Here is a 16,365-nt window from a genome sequence, read left to right on the forward strand (position 1 = left end):
AAGGAGCTCATCGATGACACATATGATTACCCGAATGTTGGCTGGCGCGGTGCTGATTGCAGGCAGTGCGCTACCGGTATTGGCCGATCAGGGCAAGATGGTGACCTTGGCGGATGTGACCCAAGGGGATGCGGCCGCCAATATCTGGGTCAGCGGCACGGTGGCGAGTCGCCAGCAGGCGGCGCTCAGCGCCGAAGTGAGCGGCCGGGTGGAGTGGATCGCCGAATTTGGCAGCCGGGTCAAAAAAGGGGACGAGCTGCTGCGCCTCGACAGTACGGCGCTGCGCCTCTCGCTGGAGCAGGCTCGCGCCGAGCAGGCGAAATGGCAGAGCAACTTGCGCTTCGCCCGCGCCGAATCCCAGCGGATCACCCGGCTGCACCAGCAAAAGAGCGCCTCCCAAAGCCAGTACGACAAGGCCAGTTATGATGTGGAGCAGGCCGCGCTGGCCGAGCGGCTGGCCGCCATACAGGTAAACCAGATTGAAGAACAGCTGCGCCGCAGCCACATCTATGCTCCGTTCGATGGCGTGGTGAACAACCACTTCATCCAGCCCGGCGAGCATGTGGACGCGGGCGAGCAGGCGCTGGAACTGGTCAATCCGGATCAGCCGGATATCCGCCTGCAAGCCCCCATTCTCTGGGCCCAGCAGCTGGCGCCGCAAACCCGGCTACGGGTGGAGGGGGAGCAACTGAGCGGTCACGGCGTCTATTACCAGCGAGCCGCCAGCGCCGATCCCAAGTCGCGCCTCATCGAGTTGCGCCTCAAACCGGAAGCGGGCACCTTCATCATCGGCTCGCCGGTACGGGTTGCCCTGCCACTGGGGGATCAGCAGAGCATGCTGCTGCCCCGTGACGCTCTGGTGCTCGGCACCGATGGCAGCGTGGTCTATCAGGTGGCGCGAAGCGGCAAGTCGCTCAAGGTTAATCGGGTGCCGGTCACCGTGCTGTTTGGCGACAGCCAGCAGGTGGCGGTGAGCGGCGCCCTCAAGCAGGGGGATCGGGTGGTGGTGCGCGGTGCCGGCAGCCTGCAGGATGGCGACACCATAGAATTGTTCAAGGGGTAGCCACGCCCGACGCAGGCTGGCCAATCTTTACCCGCTTGACCCGGGACATACAGCCAAACGGGCCACAGTTTGCTATCTTGGCGGCCATCACTCGCGTTTAGAGCAATCAACACCCATGAGCATTATTTTGGGCATCGATCCGGGTTCACGGATCACCGGATACGGGGTTATCCGGGTCGTGGGCGGCAAGGCCGAATACTTGGGCTCTGGCTGCATCCGCACCGATTGCGGCGAGCTGCCGGAGCGCCTCAAGCAGGTCTATGACGGGGTATGCGAGATCATCACCCAGTTCAAACCCACCGAGTTTGCCATCGAGCGGGTCTTTATGGCCCGCAACGCCGACTCGGCCCTGAAACTGGGACAGGCCCGGGGCAGCGCCATCGTCGCCGCGGTCAACGCCTATCTGCCGGTGAGCGAATACTCTGCCACCCAGATCAAGCAGGCAGTGGTGGGCACTGGCGGCGCCGCCAAGGAGCAGGTGCAGCATATGGTGACCCATCTGCTGAAACTTTCCGCCACCCCGCAGGCGGATGCAGCAGATGCCCTTGGCGTCGCGCTCTGCCACCTGCACACCCGCCAGAGCCTGATCAAGATGGCCGGCCGTGCCAGCAGCTCGGTACGTGGCCGCTATCGCTGAGCCCTTGTGTCGTCCACGACTCATCTCGGTATCGTTAAATAAAAAACCGCCCCGGCTAGTCGGGGCGGTTTTTTTGTGGGCAGGTAACAACCGGCGGGACTTGTCAGATAAATGTTCTCTCACGTAGCCGACCATATATTCAGCCGCCTTATTCAACAGCGGCATTCATCCCTGAGAGTCGAGCCTGCTGTTCACCGCGCTTTTCCAGCACCGAACTCATGGCGAGGGAGAGCGCCTCCAGCTGGCCGTCGAGGCTGGCATCGATGATCCCCACCTCGGTCTCGAGAATGCAGCCCCCCTGATCGAGGCGGGCATCGGCGGAGATCTCGAGATAGCCGATTTCGGGGAAATCCTTGTGTACCCGGGCAATCTGGTCGCGCACCGCCTGCACCTGCTCGGGGTGAACCCGTATCGTCACCTGCTTCTGGTTGCTCACCAGCGAGAGCGCCTCTCGTACCACCTTGAGGGTGAGCGCTACCTGATCGTAATCGTGCAGGATCTTGCGCACCGCCTGCAGCACCACCTCGCTCATCTGCTGCTCCACGGTGCGATAGTACCCCTGACACTGCAACTGGGTCTGGTGGATCAGCACTGCCTGTTCGCGCCGGGCCTCGTCAATCCCGGCTTGCCAGCCAAGGCTCTTCTGCTCTTCATAGACGGCGCGGGCCTCGGCCACGATATCGGCCGCCTGGGCACGAGCGGCCTCTACCAACTCCTGGGCGCTCAGGTAGGAGAGGTAATCCTGGCTACGCAAAATACGCTGGCTTGGCGCCAGTTGCAGATGGTTACTCTTTATTTCAACAAATGGCAGCATTGGGGGGTTACCTGTTTGGCAATCTTGAGACAAAGCGCCCGAGCCAGTGGCCGCTGATCAGCCGCCAAAGGCCATGATGGCCCGGGTGGCGCAGGGGGAAGTCGCAGGGTGAGACGGCGAGCCCAGTCGGGGTAGCCTTCCCCGGCCGCCGCCAGCCAGAACTGCAAACCAGCCTCTTCCAGCACACCCTCATCGAGCTGAGCGGGCAGAGGCTGCTGCCAGCCTGCGGGCCAGGGTCCAATCAACAAGTCGAGCTGGGAGAGTATGGCTCTGTGCCCCTCCTCCCCCAGCAGGGCGATGATCTGGCGCAGCGTTGGTGCCAGCAGGCAGCGACGGATCGCCTCACCGTGCAGCACGGCCCCCAGACGGCGCAACAACAGCACCAGCTCGCCTTGGGGAAAGAGCGCCAATCCCCCCAGAGGCGCTGGCATCTCATAGCCAACCTCCAGATCCAGCGCCTCGAGCAAGGCGCCGTTACTGGCTGGCAGCGTTCGCCACTCGGGCAGGAGTTTGGGCACCAGCGCCCAGGATGAGGGCAGGTGCGCCTCATGGAGGTAACTGGCCGGGCAAAAGCGCAGCTGATAGGGGGTCAAACCGACCGTCATCCGCGACTCCGGCTCCGGTGCCACATGTATTGCGCCAGGTTGCTGGTCACCACCAACGCCAGCAACAGGGCAATCAAGCCGCCCAGCCGCCACTTTGAACCTTCGCTCACTTCAATGGAGAAGAGCGAGGTATTACGCGGCATCAGCGGGCTCTGACGCACATCCGCCGAGGGTACCAGCACCACGCTGATCCGGTCGTAGGCGAGCCCCTCGATACTATTGTTGACCAACTGCTTGATCTGCGGGATGTAAGTATCGAGCTGGATATCCGCCGCATGCTTGATAAAGACCGAGGCCGAGGCGGGAGAGGGTTTCTTGCTGATCCCCTCATTGCCTTCCGGCAGCACCACATGGACGCGAGCCACCAGCACGCCGTCTATTTCCGACAGAGTATTGGAGATCTCCTGCGCCTTGGCATAGGTGAGGCGAGCCCGCTCCTCGGTGGGCGAGGAGATGAGGCCATCCTTGGGAAACACATCCTGCAGGGTGGAGAAGCTCTCTTTTGGATAGCCCTTGCGTTTGAGGGTCTCGATGGCCTGCGCCACGTCGGATTCCTCCACCAGCAGCTTGATGCGGCCATCCTTGTCCGGCTGCTTGTCCGAGGCGATCCCCTCGGTCTGCAGCAACGCCAGCATTTCGTTGCCCTCTTTCTGAGTGACCCCGGTATAGAGCTCCACTTTGCAGCCGCTGAGCAGCAGCGAGGCGCCAAGCACCCCCATCAGCATCGATCTCTTCACACTACCTCACTGGGTCTTCAACAGGGTTTCTACGTTCTGGCTCATCTTGCCCACGGTCTTGGCAATCAGCTCCTCCTGCATGGTGATCCGCATCAGCGACCACTGCATCTGCATCAGGCTGTTGGGGTCATCCCCCGGGGTGGCCAGCTCGGCTTGCAGGCTCTGCTTGGCCTCGACAAACTGCTGCTTCAACTCCCCCAGCTCCCCGAGCAGGGAGCTCCCCATCCCCTGGGATGTGCTCCCCATCGCCTGTTCAAAACTGGCGACATGGGGCGAGGAGAGATCCACCGCTTTCAACTCATCCAGGCTGGTTACCACCGCCTGGGCAGACTGTGCAATTTCCATCACGCCTCCAGATCAAGTTTGTGCGAATTGCGCATCAGATTGTCCACCATGCCGTTGAGCGGGATCAGGGTCATCAGCTCTCGCCGGGCCAGTGCATCGAGAAATTGATGCCCCGCGGGCACAGCGCCCTGCCCGTCCCTGAGCTCGCTCAACAAGTTCAGCAACACCTTCTCTCGCCGCGACGCCAGGGGATCAAACTCCCGCATGGTGGCTCGCAACTCCGACAGATCGATGGCATCCACCACCGGCGACTGACGCTCGCCAAAACGCGCGATCAACTTGTCAGTGACCGGGGCAAACAGTTGCTTGCCAATCTCCGGCGCCGATTTGTCGCCCTGTTGGTAGATCTGCCAGAGCAGTTCACGCTTGGCGGCGGGCTCCACACTGGCCAGCAACCCCTCAAGGGTAGCCCCCTGTTGCCAGCGTTCGAACAGATCCGGCTCGGGAGTCTTGGCCAGCAGTCGCTCGAACTGGCGTTGAGCCATGGATTCGGGCGGGGGGGGCTGACGCAGCGGCTGCTCTCCCCCCGGCTGATCGCTGCCTTCAATCTTCATGATGTCATCTGCTCGCGAAGGCCTGCGGCAAACTGTTGCAAGGCTGGCTGACCGCTCTGCTCCAGTCGCAGCAACCGTGCAGCCAGCGCCTCCTGCTGACCAAGCCGCCACTCGCACAGGGCCAGCCAGGGCTCGATATCCTGCGTGCAGTGCTCGCCACCAAGCTGTAAAGCGGCCTGGTAATCGCCCCGGTTCATCAGGGAGGAGAGGCGAATGAGCGTTACACACTCGTTCATCTCCGGCGCACCAGCCAGCCAGTCGGCAATAGTAGCCGCCTCCTGATGGCAATGGTGGCCGGTGCCAGCCAGCGCAAGTTCGGCCAGTTGTCGCTTGAGTTCAGAGTTCATCATCAAATCTTCTGCAAAATACCCTGCATCAGGTCTTTCATGGCCCGAGTCACGGTGGAGTTGATGTTGTAGATCACCGACCATTTGTTGATCTTGTGCTGCAGCTCGGCCAACAGCGCCGGGTTATCCGGATTGGTTTTCATCGCCTCAATGGCCTTGTTGACCTCGGTATTGGCGTCATTGGCCTGCCCGGAGAGGTTCGATGCCACCTGATCGAGGGTGTTAGTAGTACCGTCCGCATACTTAAAGTAATCAGCCATGGTTGTGCTCCTTTAACTTGCCAATGATCGTGAGCCCCGCCTCGATGGCGTCGGCCTGTTGTTGCCACTCCCGATACTGTTGCGGGGTTCCCCCGCGCAGCAGTTGCCGTTTCACTTCACCCTGAGCCTGCACAAGCTGCTCATGCAGCTCACGAGCAAAGGCGGGATCAGCGCCGGACAGTCGCGCTTCCAAACTGGTCATCATGCCGCTCGGCTCCTTTTAATTTGACGATGTATTGCTGCTTGCCCTTGCTCACCACCACCGCATCGGGGCGAATGGCCAGCACCCGCACGCCGCTGGAGGTTGCGCCCCCAACCGGATAGCGCTGGTTGTCTGCCAGTACCACATAAGGCACCCGGCCAAACGAGACGCTGCGCACATCGAACTCCAGCTCATCCTGACGCGGCGTTCTGGTCTGATTGATCAGCTCCAGCGTCGGGTGTGTACCGAACTCCCGGCGAAACTGCTGATTGACCTGCTGAAACTGGCCAAGTTGGCGCTCATCCAGCTGGCCGGAGAGTTCGAGTCGCCCACCCGCTTCACGCACCCGCAATGCACCGGCCAGCCCCTGCTCCTGCAGCAAGGCATCGAGGCGCTTGCGATAGGCCCCGGCAATCTGTACCTGATTTTCAACCCCCAGCAGGCCGGGCACCTCCTGTTTGAGCAGAGATTCAATGGTGCTCCATTTGCCATCCTGCCCCTGAATTTCACCGCTGAGCTTGAGCCAGCCGGGCTCCTTGCCATTGCGGATCTGCAGCTGTTCATAACCCAGCTTCTGCAAGATAAAGCCGGCCCCCTGCCGCAGATCTTCCATGGTGCGCAGCTCCAGCCGGTAGCTGAAACCCTTGCTGTCGAGGTACTGCTGCAAGGCAAGACGCGCGCTGTTCTCATCGACATAACCCGAGAGTTGCCACAGCTCGGGATCACTGCTGTTCAGCACCACCTGACGGTAGTTTGGTGCGGCCAGAAAACGCTTCAATGCCTGCTCACTGCGGGCGGATTCGTTCTCGTCGGCGCCATGCCACCAGCCCGTGCCGAGCAGCAAGACCACGGCGACCACCAGACTCAGGCAGAGGGAACCCATCCAGACATCGGCGCCCGCTGTCCGCCGCCGCGGCGCACGAGCAGGAGCAACCACCGCCGCCAGAGCCTCAAGCTGTTCGGGTAGCGAACGACTGTTGTCACAGAAGCTCCAGAGCAGCGGGCCTGCCTCCAGGCGCGTCCCCGCCCTGAGCGTCTCTCCCGCGGTCAGGGCGACACCGTCCTGAGTCGGGGTAATACCGTCCGCCCAGGCTTGCAGGGTGATCCCTTCCCCATTCACCAGCAGTACCAGATGCTCGGGGGCCATCCCCTCATCCACCAGCACCAGATCAGCCTTGAGGGGATCGGAACCGATGACCAGACGCCCCTCCGGCAGAGGAACTTCTACCCCGCGGTTGAGCCCGCGATATACGCGGCACTTCCAGCTCATCGGGGAGCGCCCTCATTGCCCGCCTGCACACACCAGCTGGCGGAAGGTGTACATTTTTGATCCTTGTTCATTTCGACCAGACGCCACCCCAGCTCATTGCCCATCCGGCACTGGGTCAGGGACGAGCTCTTGCCCCCCTGACGCAGCAGTTGCTGCACGTCACGGGCTGCAGCCAGCGGCTGGCATTGCGCGCCCCCCAGCACCTTGCCAAGGGAGAGACTCTGATTGGAGATCTCATCAGCCCCGAGCACCCCGGCTCGCAGATCCTGACCATTGCCCAGCGCCAGATAGTGGGCAATACCGTCATCAATCAGACGAGGCTCGATGATAAAGAGCCGCACCGAACGACGAGTCTGGGTGTCCTTGCTACGGAACAGCGCCCCTAGATAAGGGATGTCACCAAGGAAGGGCACCTTGCTCAGGTTCTCGCTCATCTCGTCGCGGTAGATACCGCCTATCAGCAGACTCTGGCCGTGGCCGACCCGAGCGATGGTATCGACCACGGTGCGACTGATGGTGGGGATGCCATCGGCCCCCGCACTGTTGGGTTTCTGGTTGCCATCCTCGATGTGGAGGCTCAGGCTGATCTCGGGTCTGTCACCCATCTGGATCACCCGGGGCGTCATCCGCAGCATGGTGCCGTAGGTGATCCCCTGTAGCTCGGCCACCCGCTCACCGCTGATCTTCACGTAATAGGTTTCGCTGTGGTCAATCACCGCCTGGGTGTTCTCCTGGGTCAGCAGGGTCGGGCGGGAGACCACCTGGGCATTGCCTTCGTTTTCCAGCAGATTGACCCGGGCCAGCAGATAGTCGAGCCCTTTGGAATCCACCAGACTGCCGAGCGCGGCGCCCCCTTCAATTCCTTTGCGATCGCCGGTGGTCTTGATAATCACCTGCTGGTTGGAACCGGTGCGGATCCCCACTCGCCAATCCACCCCCAGTTGGGAGAGATCCTCGGCATTGATATCGATGATGGAGAGCGCCACCTCGATACGGGCCGCCGGTTTGTCGAGCGCGGCGATCAACTTGCCGTACATCGCCATCCGCTCCGGGGCATCGCGCACGATCACCGCATTGAGGGAAGGATCGGCTTGCACGATGGCCTGACCGGAGGTGGCCGTCGCTGCCTTGCTACCCTCGCCGTTGACCATCTGCACGCCAGCATCGCTCAGCAGCTTGGCCAGAATGGTCGCCACACCGGGCGCCGCCACATCGGTATCGCGGTACTGGATGGAGCGATCGGTAGCCGAGGCGTACTTGAGGGGGAAGATCTCGATGGCCAGCGGCCCGGTCTTCTCGCTGCGCAGCTGGGATTGTTGCTCCAGTGCCAGCGCGGTCTGCTCGATCAGTTCAAGGTAACGGGGCGGGCCGGAGACATAGACCAACCGGTTATCCGCATCGGGGCGCCAGCCAAAGCGGGGTTCCCAGATCCCGGCCCGTTGCAGCGCCTGTTTGAGTTCTGCTGCGCCAGTCTGCTCAAGATTGATGAGACGGGACTGCACTTCGCTGTTCTTGAAGACGTAGAGCACATTACCGTCGTAGTACCAGACCAAGTTGTAGAGGGAGGAGAGCTGCTGCAAAAAGGCGAGCGGCTCGTCATGTTCAAACTGACCGTTGACCTGATCGTTGACCTTGTCGCTGACCACCACGGAGACCTCGTAGTTAGCACCGAAGTTGACCAGCACGTCGCGCAGACTCTCCCCTTCTGCCACATAGCTGTAAGGCATGGGCACCCAGTCCAGCTCCTGTGCCATGGCGGGACGCTGCCACGCCATCACGGCGAGGCAGACCCACAACAGGGGACGCAGCAAGGGTTGCACACTCAAGGGTGCCATATCATCTGTCTCCATTGGGGGGCCAAGGCGGCCTCGGTCAATTGGGGTTCCAACCGCTCCAGCAGGGCGATGTGCTGGCTCAGGCGCTCCGCCAGCAGCGCCTCGTCGAGCCACTCCAGCGCGAGCCGCGCCTCCAGCTGCAAATTGCCAAGCTCATCCAGCACCAGTGCATGGGGGGCATGACGCCCCCAGGCCACCACCTGTTGCAACAGACGCTTTAGCAGCGCCGGATCATGGGCCTCAGCGTCATTCCTCTGGCTGCTTGCAAGCGGGGTACTCAGCAGCAATTCACCGTTTCTGGGGGTCAGAAAGAGGGGATAACCATCGATCCGCAGATGGTACTTTCCCTGTGCGTCGGCAATAAAAGGCCCTTGGCCAAGGTTTGCGGCCAATCGATTCAGTAGCGTTTGCATAGTTCCTCGGGCTATCTAGGGCGCAGGAGGCTGCCAGTAGAAGTGATCCTGACCCAGGGCAATGCCCCGGCCGGCCAGCCACTCATGCAGGGTTAGGGCTGCCTCGTCCTGATGGGGCAGAGCCTGCAGGGCATGCCAGAATGTGCCGAGCTCAAGCGGTACCGGCATCAGGTGAACCGGGTCCCCCTCCTTGCTCGTTTGCGCATACCAGGCAGGCCAGGCCAGCTGGAGACGTGTCTCACAATCAGTCTGCAGCCGGGTGAGCTCCTGCTCGCGCTGGTTCAACTGCTCAAGCTGATCGGCGATCCGGCTCTCCAGATCCGCCGGTACATCGACCACGGTCTGCCAGAACACGGCCTGGGCATTGAGCTGGCGGCGCATCACCTGCAACTGCTCCAGTTCGTTAAGCCAAGCGCCGTAAAGTGGTTCAAGACGCTGAACCCACCAGCGGTGCAAGGGATAGAGCACCCAGTGCCACAGCAAGGGACGATCCGCCAGATTGATGCGATCCCCCAGCTGCTGCATCCAGTCACAACGCTCACTGCCTGCCAGACGCAAGATCTGTTGCAGCTCCTCACGCGAGACGGCCAGCGCGGCATCTAGACGGCGCTGAAACCAGATGGAGCCCAACAGACTCTCCAGTCGGGTTCTTGGCAACAGTCGTTGCAACAGGGCCATCTGCTGCGAAGTGATCACGCCGGCATCCTGATAACGGAGCACGGACAGCTGGCCGACCAGACGATCCCGACTCAGGGTATCTGGCTGGACAACGGTAACCCGACGACCTGCAAACAGGCCCTGGTTAGGTGAATGGTGATCTTGCTGACTCATGCTATGCCTTGCTCATCTTGCTGCGGGCAATAATGGAATGATGTTTCGATATGCTGGCTATTCTATCCATTGCCTCGCTCTGCGGCTTATAAAAAACGTCAGATTATTTTAGTCCGGCGTTAATCTGTGCCGTGTCGGGCACGGCTTGGCGTACAGCCAAAACGACGACGATAACTCTGGGTAAAATAGGATTGGCTGGAGAAACCGGCCTCCATCGCAATATCGACAATGCTCATTTCACTATTGAGTAATAACTGATGAGCGAAAAGGATCCGCCTTTCACTGATCCAGGCGCGTGGAGAAACACCATATATCGAGCCAAACAGCTCCTTGAAAGTGGTCAATCCCATACCGAACTCTTTGGCGAATTCGCTGAGCTTCCACTCCATCAGATAGTGCTTTTCCATAAACTGTTGCAACCGCTCGACCTGGCGATTGCTCAGCTGGCGCAAAATAGACATCAGTTGAGGCCCCTGTTCGCCAAACGCGAGCAGAAACAGCAACTCTTCGGTGCGTAATTGGGCCAGTGCGGGGGGATGTTCATGTTCGGTCAACCCGCGCAGTCCCTGAATACATTGGGTCAGCAAGGGGGATGAGTTAAACGGCAACAGCGTGGGGGCCATCCCCTCCAGCCGGGGGACTTCACTCAACAGTGAACCGAAACGTTGCAAGAAGCCTTGCAAAAAGGAGTTTGACAGAGGTAGCCAAAGCAGGCGGCAGGGGCCGTCACCGGTACAGACCGCGTAGTTGCCACGGCGCACGAACAGAAGTTCGTTGGGGGATAATTCATAGGTATCGGTACAGTCCTGCCACTTCATCGATCCTTCCAGGAGAATATAAATTCCCTCTTGCGGATGTTCGATAACGTTAAAAGCAGACATGCACCACTGGAGCAGGGCCATATCGCCCTTCTCTGTGGTAGTAATGCCCTTCATGTTTTATTTTCCTGAATCTGCGTGTAGTACCAGTAACACCTCCGGAAGCGGGTCGCTCTCGGGTGCTTTATTATTGCTGTTATTTTTATTTATTATTTTGTAATCAAGTCATTCGCTGGTGAGTTCAAAAATTAATCACCATTGAAATGAGGGGGAATCCTACAACAGTCACAAGCAGAAAAACCAGCCTAAAATTAGAGCTAACACACTATTTATCCAGTGCAACGACTCAGACTTAATGGTGTGCTTACAGCAAAAGATACTTCGTTACAAAAAGAAACCTTCAATCTTAACTGGCAAATTAATAAATGATTGATTTGAAGCTTTTTATTTAAACACAATCATTACTGACATTGTGGATAACAAGCTTTTGGCTGCAATTGAATAACCATTTTTTTGTCATTAAAAATCTTAAAAACTTTCTGCTGACTCATAGCCTGTACGGCGGAGCCATCTATAAATCGCAAGCGGGCCCGCAGATAGATCTCCCCTTCCGCCAGTTGCAGAGGGGTCAAACGCAGATCAAACAGCAATGGCAGCATGGTCACCTCATAACGAGTGGCTGCCACTTGCAACGGACGCCCCCCGATCACGCTGAGCACTGCCACCTCCACCATCGCCGGACGTGGCAAGGCTTGCGGGAAATGCACCTCTCCCTTGAGTTGCTGTTGCGATGGCTTCAGCTCCGGGGTGGTGACACAACCGGCCAGCATGGCCGACAACATCAGTGCCAGCAGACCTCTCATAACACCCGGATCCGCCGCTCACTCAGCGGTGTGTGCTCACCCTGCTGCAGTCGCTGCAGCGCCAGCTCCTGGACCTGATTGAGAGTAATGGAGCGTCGCAGCAGTGCCGACAGGGGAACCTGGCTCGCACTGGCTGACCGGGCACTCACGGTTCTGCCTGAAAATGCCCCTACCTTGCCCGCCTCTGCCCCATGCAGGGCCAGCGCACCTTGTGATTCCTGAATCTTCATGGTTATACCCGCACTCCCATCACCTGATCACTGCTGCCTGCCTCCCGAGTACCGGGTTGCAGCAACTCCTGCCAGAACTCGGCATGCTCCAGCATGCTAGCGAGACTCTCTTCAAGGTACGCCAGGGTCAACCGGCTTGCCGCCATCTGGCGATAGAGTTGCACAGTCAGACTCTCTTCATCGAAACCGAAGTGAAGATTGAACTGATACCAGTGACGATTGAAGCTGGCCAATTGACGGAAAATCCCCTCGCCCACCTGATGCAGCTCGGCCACGTCGGCCTGCAACACCAGCTGATCACGCTCCGGCACCAGGATCAGGCTGAGTTGCAACTGCTCGTCAAAGCAGAGCGCCGCAACCCCCTCCTGATTCAGAGCCAGGGATGGCAAACCATATTTGGTGGCAAATTCAGCGAGCAGTCGATTGATGATGACAGTTACATCCATGATTTCCTCCAGCAGAGAGGAAGAGATGTTAGCCTGCCACCGCCATGCGGGCTGTCACTCAAGGGCGGCACTTTTAAGAAAAATGGCCGGAAAACAAAAAGGCGCCCCAATGGGCGCCTTGATTACCATGACGTTTATGCAACGCCGAATGCCGCTTTCCAGGCCTGATTCTGGCTCTGGGAATACTGCTGCATCAGTTGCAGCAGATCTTTCATAAAGTTGGCATTGAAGGACATATTGTCCTCGGCCTTCTGCTTCTCGGTCTGACTGATGGTCGCCTCGACCTCGTCTTCTTTCGCATTGGCCTGGCTGTCACCCTGCGCCACCTGCACCGCAGAGTTGCTCATTTGCCCCACAGACTGGGTTACGGTGTTGAACACCTGACCACGCTGGGTATTGCGGTCAAATTTCTTGTCCAACAACTGCTTCGCGTTACTGTCTGCAACTTGATCCTGTTTCCAGACTTTGCCCACATCAGCACGGTCAACCTGTTGGCCCGGCTTGCTCAAGCTATCAACCTTGGCGTCAATCAAAGCCTCGCGACCGGCAATCTTACCATCAAGGGATTGTTGCTGCTTGATAGCCTTGGCGCCCTTGCCCAAGCTGATCCCGCCCATAATGGCAGAGAACCCCGCCATCACGCCGGAGACCACCGCCATGACGATCATCAGCTTGGCGCCGTGGCGCATCTCGTCAACCTGCGCCTGCTGGCTACTGATGACCAGCTTGTTTTCGATGTCCCGAACCTGCAACCCCTCTTCACGAGCCTGGCGGGCCAGCTTGAACAGCAAGGACATCATATCCATCGCACTGTCCAGCTGCGCAACCATCTGGGTCACCCCTTTGGTATCAAAGGGAATGGAGGGGCGTGGCAGAGTAGGAACGCTCTTGCTCTCTGACCCTTGCGGGCGAGTCGAAACGGCAGCCTCATGGGCAGTGGTCGCACTGCGAACCTGCTGCGCCTCACCGGCCTGCACCTCGGTCAGCGGGGCAGTACGGGTCACGCCATTTGCATAATCACTGTTAATCATGGTCGGTACTCCTTAGATAGCGGCAGGTCTGCGGGCCAGGTTGTTCATCATGTCGCCCTTGGCATTGATCATCTGGAAGATCATCTCCATGGTCTGCTGGAACGCCTCGATCATCTGGGATATCGCCTCCTTGAGCTTGTCGATAACCCCTTGCAGTTCGGTCATCTCGCTCTTGCTCAAGGCAAGATCAGCCTGGGCATCGAGCGACTCGGACTCTTTCGCTGACTGGACCGTTTTGGCCACGCCACTGCTCACATCAATGAGGATATCGGCACCCTGGGTGGCCAGTTTGGCCACTTTCGCCACCTTGTCACTCACCTTCACCGCCTCAAAAGTTGCTCTGGCACCAAATTTGGCGGCCATTTCACCCGCCTTGGCAACGATTTTGGCGGTAACATCCGCAACCTTGCCACCAATCTTGGCGCCCAGTTTGGCAATCGCACCGCCAATGGTCGCGCCGAAACTGACTGCGGCCGACATCACTGCCAATGCAATCTCTATCCCCATCAGGGCTGGCCCCAGCTTCTCCATCACCTCCTTGGAGATAAGGCCATCAGCGGCAGCCTGCTGCACAGCCATGTTGACCACGCCAACGACGCCAGCTGCGATCATCAGGGCACCGGCGGCAGCGCCAATCCCGGTTGCCACCATGATGGCGCCGATCACCAGCGAGGCGATGGCACTGACCCAGCCGAAAATCTTGCCAAAGATACCGGCCTTCTTGGCCTCCTGGGCACTCTCTTCTGCCTCTTTGATCTTCGCCTGGTTCTCGCCGATCTTCTTCTCGTTCAGCGTGCGAGCTTGCCGGATATCATCAAGCTTCAGCTTGGTCTGGGTCTTCTCCAGATCGCTGGTGAGCTTGCCCAGCTCAATCTCGAACGCTTCGGGCGAGGTAAAGGCTGCGGTCACCAACCCGGTGGTGTGCGGCAGAATCAAGCGGGTGTTCTCTTTCACCGAAGCCACCAACTTGCCGATTTCACCAAGTTGCTGCGCACTGACCTGGCTATTGCTTACCGCCAGTGGTGCGTTTAGCGAGACCCCTGACTTGCGGGCCTGACCGGTGACTTGCACCGTGGCGGCATCGAGCCGTGTTTCACTGCGAGGTTGGGTTACGGGCACCAGGCCCGCAACATCACCTGTGTTTCCCAGCGGGGAAACCTGTCTTTCATTGCTGATCGGGTTCATCTTGCAGATCCCTTCTGATTGCGATGGCTTCCAACATGACCTTGGCGCTTGCCGCCAGGTCTGCCTGCCGGGGATCTGTGTCCGCCAGCAGTCGGGCCGAGTGGAAGCCACTCTCGGCCCCGTTCAAATCACCTTGTTGCAGCCGGCACTCGGCAGCATGAAACGGGAAACGGGGATCTTTCAGGTCGAGCATGGCGCCAAAGCTGTAGCTTTGAACCGCCGTTTCAAACTCCCCCATCGCCTGACGGCAGGCACCCAGCCCGAGGAAATAGCGCGGCTCGTAGTGATCCAGCATGCAGAGGGCCTGGAAGATCTTGTGAGCATCCTCCCACTTGCCGGCCTGATACTGGCCAAAGGCCAGGGCATAGAGCTGCTCCAGGGTGTCGCCCGAGATATCCTGCAGCATGGCCAGGGTGCCACCGTCAGCCATAAAGGCTTCCAGCTCTGCTTCATATTCCGGGGTCAGGGTGGTATCGGTCTGCATGATCTCTCCTCAAATTGCGCCAAGAATGTCGCGCATGATGCTGTCATATTTCTGGATAAAGCGGTTGAGTGCCTCGATGGCGGCGTTGTAGCGCGAGCTGACGTCGTTGAGGCGGGTGGTCTTTTCACTGACCTGATCGTTGAGCGGGCGAGAACGGTCGCTCACACTGGTGGAGAAGTTGCCAAGCTTGTTGTTGTCCTTGTCATAGCTGTAGCTGGCTTCGATATTTTTCATCGCACCGCTCTTCTTCTGCTCACTTTCGAGGAACGTTTTAACTGTGAGGACCTGCGTGGCTACGATCTTCTCAAAATTGGCTTTTTTACGCTCATAATCGGCCTTGGCCTCCCCCAGCGTTTTGGGGTCGAGGCTGGCAGACGTTACTTTTTCCAGCTCATTTTTAGCGTTGGTGAAATCTTGCTGTGCTTTTTGCACCGCCCCATCGGTAAACATTTTTGACAACAGTTTGAACTCTGACCCATCCATAAATTCGGCCAGAGACTGATAGCCATAGAGCTTGTAATCCAGCAGATTGAAATTGGTGTTGAAGGTCTGGCTGGATGCCGCAGAGAGCACCTTGTTGATCTCGGACTGGATCACCCCGTAGATCTTCAGCTCACCGGTCATCTCTGCAAGCTCGTCCCGCAGCCCTTTACGCTGGTTGTCCTGAAACGCCATCACCCCGGTAAAGGTCGTGATGAGATCGTCATCGATGCGATCCATGGTCAGCGCACTGAGGGAGAGCAGCATAAATTCAGGGACGGTCCAGTGGGTGACTGGCGGGGTTTGTTTTGCTCCCCGCTCGATCATTCCCTTGATGGCGGCAATGGCCGCATCTTGCCCCCCCTGGAACTGGCCCATCGCCCAACCCCCGTTGATCGAGGCGGGATCCGTCAGATAGGCAGCCAGCAACTTCTCCAGCTGCTCCTTGCTCAGCGCAGTCGATGAGTCAGCACTGATGGTGATCTTGCCCTTGAGCAGCTCGACCAGTTCGGTCAACTTGGGGTTTTTATGGCCCGGCAATGCGTCCAGCGCTTGCCCATCAAGCCAGCCGACGAACGCACCAGGGTTGGTGTTGTAGTCAGGGATAGTGCTCATCACGACTCCTTAAATCATCAGTCCGCGCATCATGGTGGGACGGCGACTCTTACGGCCCTCTCCCGGCTGTGCCGGCAGTAACGCCTGTCTGCGCTGGATCTCAGCCAGCAACTCCTGCTCGGCCACGGCCACTTGCTCGGTCGGCGCATCGAATAGCAGCTGACAGGTCTGATCCGAGAGAGCGAGGCCAGCCAGCATCTCTTGCAACAGAGCGTTGCGGTGATCGCTGTCGGCAATGGCCTGCTCTGCCTGCAAAATGGCCTCGCTATGGTCGGCAAAACGCGGTTGTTTCATCTTGGC

Annotated in this window: 23 protein-coding genes; 2 read left to right on the forward strand and 21 right to left on the reverse strand. The window is 59.0% G+C overall.

Annotated features, from left to right (window positions below; all coding sequences use genetic code 11):
• Window positions 1–13 precede the first annotated feature (13 nt).
• Together AB5Y73_RS20185 and ruvC are read left to right on the forward strand one after the other, a co-directional pair.
• On the forward strand, window positions 14–1,063 hold the full coding sequence (locus tag AB5Y73_RS20185) for an efflux RND transporter periplasmic adaptor subunit (RefSeq protein WP_181497159.1): 1,050 nt from the start codon (window positions 14–16) through the stop codon (window positions 1,061–1,063).
• A gap of 115 nt (window positions 1,064–1,178) precedes the next feature.
• Window positions 1,179–1,700, forward strand: a complete 522-nt coding sequence (gene ruvC, locus AB5Y73_RS20190) for a crossover junction endodeoxyribonuclease RuvC (RefSeq protein ID WP_005334512.1) — start codon at window positions 1,179–1,181, stop codon at window positions 1,698–1,700.
• Between the two features lie 148 nt (window positions 1,701–1,848).
• Here the strand turns inward: ruvC and ascL are convergent, their stop codons facing one another.
• From ascL to AB5Y73_RS20295, 21 genes are all read right to left on the reverse strand, one after another.
• Window positions 1,849–2,514, reverse strand: coding sequence for a SctL family type III secretion system stator protein AscL (ascL, locus tag AB5Y73_RS20195; RefSeq protein ID WP_139463772.1), 666 nt, complete (start codon window positions 2,512–2,514; stop codon window positions 1,849–1,851).
• A complete protein-coding gene (locus tag AB5Y73_RS20200; RefSeq protein WP_163129513.1) occupies window positions 2,493–3,119 on the reverse strand; it encodes a SctK family type III secretion system sorting platform protein in 627 nt (208 codons plus the stop codon). The genes ascL and AB5Y73_RS20200 overlap by 22 nt, the downstream gene beginning before the upstream one ends.
• Window positions 3,116–3,856 (reverse strand): SctJ family type III secretion inner membrane ring lipoprotein AscJ, encoded by a 741-nt coding sequence (ascJ, locus tag AB5Y73_RS20205; protein ID WP_179831119.1) that lies wholly within the window; start codon window positions 3,854–3,856, stop codon window positions 3,116–3,118. Before ascJ ends, AB5Y73_RS20200 begins: the two co-directional genes overlap by 4 nt.
• A gap of 6 nt (window positions 3,857–3,862) precedes the next feature.
• Window positions 3,863–4,201 carry a SctI family type III secretion system inner rod subunit AscI gene (ascI, locus tag AB5Y73_RS20210; protein WP_005320806.1) on the reverse strand — a complete coding sequence of 113 codons (339 nt, stop codon included), beginning with the start codon at window positions 4,199–4,201 and terminating at the stop codon, window positions 3,863–3,865.
• Window positions 4,201–4,755 carry a YopR family T3SS polymerization control protein gene (locus AB5Y73_RS20215; RefSeq protein ID WP_107685050.1) on the reverse strand — a complete coding sequence of 185 codons (555 nt, stop codon included), beginning with the start codon at window positions 4,753–4,755 and terminating at the stop codon, window positions 4,201–4,203. Before AB5Y73_RS20215 ends, ascI begins: the two co-directional genes overlap by 1 nt.
• Complete coding sequence (locus AB5Y73_RS20220) at window positions 4,752–5,105, reverse strand: YscG family type III secretion system chaperone (RefSeq protein ID WP_107685049.1); 354 nt, start codon at window positions 5,103–5,105, stop codon at window positions 4,752–4,754. The genes AB5Y73_RS20215 and AB5Y73_RS20220 overlap by 4 nt, the downstream gene beginning before the upstream one ends.
• A complete protein-coding gene (ascF, locus tag AB5Y73_RS20225; RefSeq protein ID WP_040065226.1) occupies window positions 5,105–5,362 on the reverse strand; it encodes a type III secretion system needle filament protein AscF in 258 nt (85 codons plus the stop codon). The genes AB5Y73_RS20220 and ascF overlap by 1 nt, the downstream gene beginning before the upstream one ends.
• Window positions 5,355–5,567, reverse strand: a complete 213-nt coding sequence (locus AB5Y73_RS20230; protein WP_040065228.1) for an EscE/YscE/SsaE family type III secretion system needle protein co-chaperone — start codon at window positions 5,565–5,567, stop codon at window positions 5,355–5,357. Before AB5Y73_RS20230 ends, ascF begins: the two co-directional genes overlap by 8 nt.
• Entirely contained in the window at window positions 5,530–6,834 is a 1,305-nt protein-coding gene (gene ascD, locus AB5Y73_RS20235; protein ID WP_107685048.1) for a SctD family type III secretion system inner membrane ring subunit AscD, read from the reverse strand. Before ascD ends, AB5Y73_RS20230 begins: the two co-directional genes overlap by 38 nt.
• Complete coding sequence (gene ascC, locus AB5Y73_RS20240; protein WP_181497158.1) at window positions 6,831–8,684, reverse strand: SctC family type III secretion system outer membrane ring subunit AscC; 1,854 nt, start codon at window positions 8,682–8,684, stop codon at window positions 6,831–6,833. Before ascC ends, ascD begins: the two co-directional genes overlap by 4 nt.
• Window positions 8,657–9,082, reverse strand: a complete 426-nt coding sequence (gene ascB, locus AB5Y73_RS20245) for a YscB family type III secretion system chaperone AscB (protein WP_088869515.1) — start codon at window positions 9,080–9,082, stop codon at window positions 8,657–8,659. The genes ascC and ascB overlap by 28 nt, the downstream gene beginning before the upstream one ends.
• A 15-nt stretch (window positions 9,083–9,097) precedes the next feature.
• A complete protein-coding gene (gene exsD / locus AB5Y73_RS20250; RefSeq protein WP_005334544.1) occupies window positions 9,098–9,913 on the reverse strand; it encodes a type III secretion system negative regulator ExsD in 816 nt (271 codons plus the stop codon).
• Window positions 9,914–10,032: 119 nt separating this feature from the next.
• Window positions 10,033–10,848, reverse strand: a complete 816-nt coding sequence (locus tag AB5Y73_RS20255; protein WP_181497157.1) for an AraC family transcriptional regulator — start codon at window positions 10,846–10,848, stop codon at window positions 10,033–10,035.
• Window positions 10,849–11,192: 344 nt separating this feature from the next.
• Window positions 11,193–11,594, reverse strand: coding sequence for a YscW family type III secretion system pilotin (locus tag AB5Y73_RS20260; protein WP_181497156.1), 402 nt, complete (start codon window positions 11,592–11,594; stop codon window positions 11,193–11,195).
• Window positions 11,591–11,824, reverse strand: a complete 234-nt coding sequence (locus tag AB5Y73_RS20265) for a T3SS regulon translocated regulator ExsE family protein (RefSeq protein ID WP_181497155.1) — start codon at window positions 11,822–11,824, stop codon at window positions 11,591–11,593. The genes AB5Y73_RS20260 and AB5Y73_RS20265 overlap by 4 nt, the downstream gene beginning before the upstream one ends.
• A 2-nt stretch (window positions 11,825–11,826) precedes the next feature.
• Window positions 11,827–12,270: a type III secretion system chaperone gene (locus AB5Y73_RS20270; protein WP_021229946.1), complete on the reverse strand. Its 444-nt coding sequence runs from the start codon at window positions 12,268–12,270 to the stop codon at window positions 11,827–11,829.
• A gap of 134 nt (window positions 12,271–12,404) precedes the next feature.
• Complete coding sequence (gene aopD / locus AB5Y73_RS20275; RefSeq protein WP_118853555.1) at window positions 12,405–13,301, reverse strand: type III secretion system translocon subunit AopD; 897 nt, start codon at window positions 13,299–13,301, stop codon at window positions 12,405–12,407.
• A gap of 12 nt (window positions 13,302–13,313) precedes the next feature.
• Window positions 13,314–14,486, reverse strand: a complete 1,173-nt coding sequence (aopB, locus tag AB5Y73_RS20280) for a type III secretion system translocon subunit AopB (RefSeq protein ID WP_279499453.1) — start codon at window positions 14,484–14,486, stop codon at window positions 13,314–13,316.
• Complete coding sequence (acrH, locus tag AB5Y73_RS20285) at window positions 14,467–14,970, reverse strand: SycD/LcrH family type III secretion system chaperone AcrH (protein WP_042054069.1); 504 nt, start codon at window positions 14,968–14,970, stop codon at window positions 14,467–14,469. The genes aopB and acrH overlap by 20 nt, the downstream gene beginning before the upstream one ends.
• Window positions 14,971–14,979: 9 nt before the next feature.
• Window positions 14,980–16,065, reverse strand: a complete 1,086-nt coding sequence (locus AB5Y73_RS20290; protein WP_118853553.1) for a virulence-associated V antigen — start codon at window positions 16,063–16,065, stop codon at window positions 14,980–14,982.
• Window positions 16,066–16,074: 9 nt separating this feature from the next.
• On the reverse strand, window positions 16,075–16,359 hold the full coding sequence (locus AB5Y73_RS20295; RefSeq protein WP_118853552.1) for a type III secretion protein: 285 nt from the start codon (window positions 16,357–16,359) through the stop codon (window positions 16,075–16,077).
• Between the last annotated feature and the right edge of the window lie 6 nt (window positions 16,360–16,365).

The organism is Aeromonas sp. s7(2024), assembly GCF_040907825.1.
Lineage (GTDB): Bacteria > Pseudomonadota > Gammaproteobacteria > Enterobacterales > Aeromonadaceae > Aeromonas > Aeromonas veronii.

Excerpts from the sequence above, each read along its gene's own strand:
- AB5Y73_RS20185 (WP_181497159.1), top strand. The coding sequence starts at position 14 with ATGACACATATGATTACCCGAATGTTGGCTGGCGCGGTGCTGATTGCA.
- ruvC (WP_005334512.1), top strand. The coding sequence starts at position 1,179 with ATGAGCATTATTTTGGGCATCGATCCGGGTTCACGGATCACCGGATAC.
- ascL (WP_139463772.1), bottom strand. The coding sequence starts at position 2,514 with ATGCTGCCATTTGTTGAAATAAAGAGTAACCATCTGCAACTGGCGCCA.
- AB5Y73_RS20200 (WP_163129513.1), bottom strand. The coding sequence starts at position 3,119 with ATGACGGTCGGTTTGACCCCCTATCAGCTGCGCTTTTGCCCGGCCAGT.
- ascI (WP_005320806.1), bottom strand. The coding sequence starts at position 4,201 with ATGGAAATTGCACAGTCTGCCCAGGCGGTGGTAACCAGCCTGGATGAG.
- AB5Y73_RS20215 (WP_107685050.1), bottom strand. The coding sequence starts at position 4,755 with ATGAAGATTGAAGGCAGCGATCAGCCGGGGGGAGAGCAGCCGCTGCGT.
- AB5Y73_RS20220 (WP_107685049.1), bottom strand. The coding sequence starts at position 5,105 with ATGATGAACTCTGAACTCAAGCGACAACTGGCCGAACTTGCGCTGGCT.
- ascF (WP_040065226.1), bottom strand. The coding sequence starts at position 5,362 with ATGGCTGATTACTTTAAGTATGCGGACGGTACTACTAACACCCTCGAT.
- AB5Y73_RS20230 (WP_040065228.1), bottom strand. The coding sequence starts at position 5,567 with ATGATGACCAGTTTGGAAGCGCGACTGTCCGGCGCTGATCCCGCCTTT.
- ascD (WP_107685048.1), bottom strand. The coding sequence starts at position 6,834 with ATGAGCTGGAAGTGCCGCGTATATCGCGGGCTCAACCGCGGGGTAGAA.
- ascC (WP_181497158.1), bottom strand. The coding sequence starts at position 8,684 with ATGGAGACAGATGATATGGCACCCTTGAGTGTGCAACCCTTGCTGCGT.
- ascB (WP_088869515.1), bottom strand. The coding sequence starts at position 9,082 with ATGCAAACGCTACTGAATCGATTGGCCGCAAACCTTGGCCAAGGGCCT.
- exsD (WP_005334544.1), bottom strand. The coding sequence starts at position 9,913 with ATGAGTCAGCAAGATCACCATTCACCTAACCAGGGCCTGTTTGCAGGT.
- AB5Y73_RS20255 (WP_181497157.1), bottom strand. The coding sequence starts at position 10,848 with ATGAAGGGCATTACTACCACAGAGAAGGGCGATATGGCCCTGCTCCAG.
- AB5Y73_RS20260 (WP_181497156.1), bottom strand. The coding sequence starts at position 11,594 with ATGAGAGGTCTGCTGGCACTGATGTTGTCGGCCATGCTGGCCGGTTGT.
- AB5Y73_RS20265 (WP_181497155.1), bottom strand. The coding sequence starts at position 11,824 with ATGAAGATTCAGGAATCACAAGGTGCGCTGGCCCTGCATGGGGCAGAG.
- AB5Y73_RS20270 (WP_021229946.1), bottom strand. The coding sequence starts at position 12,270 with ATGGATGTAACTGTCATCATCAATCGACTGCTCGCTGAATTTGCCACC.
- aopD (WP_118853555.1), bottom strand. The coding sequence starts at position 13,301 with ATGATTAACAGTGATTATGCAAATGGCGTGACCCGTACTGCCCCGCTG.
- aopB (WP_279499453.1), bottom strand. The coding sequence starts at position 14,486 with ATGAACCCGATCAGCAATGAAAGACAGGTTTCCCCGCTGGGAAACACA.
- acrH (WP_042054069.1), bottom strand. The coding sequence starts at position 14,970 with ATGCAGACCGATACCACCCTGACCCCGGAATATGAAGCAGAGCTGGAA.
- AB5Y73_RS20290 (WP_118853553.1), bottom strand. The coding sequence starts at position 16,065 with ATGAGCACTATCCCTGACTACAACACCAACCCTGGTGCGTTCGTCGGC.
- AB5Y73_RS20295 (WP_118853552.1), bottom strand. The coding sequence starts at position 16,359 with ATGAAACAACCGCGTTTTGCCGACCATAGCGAGGCCATTTTGCAGGCA.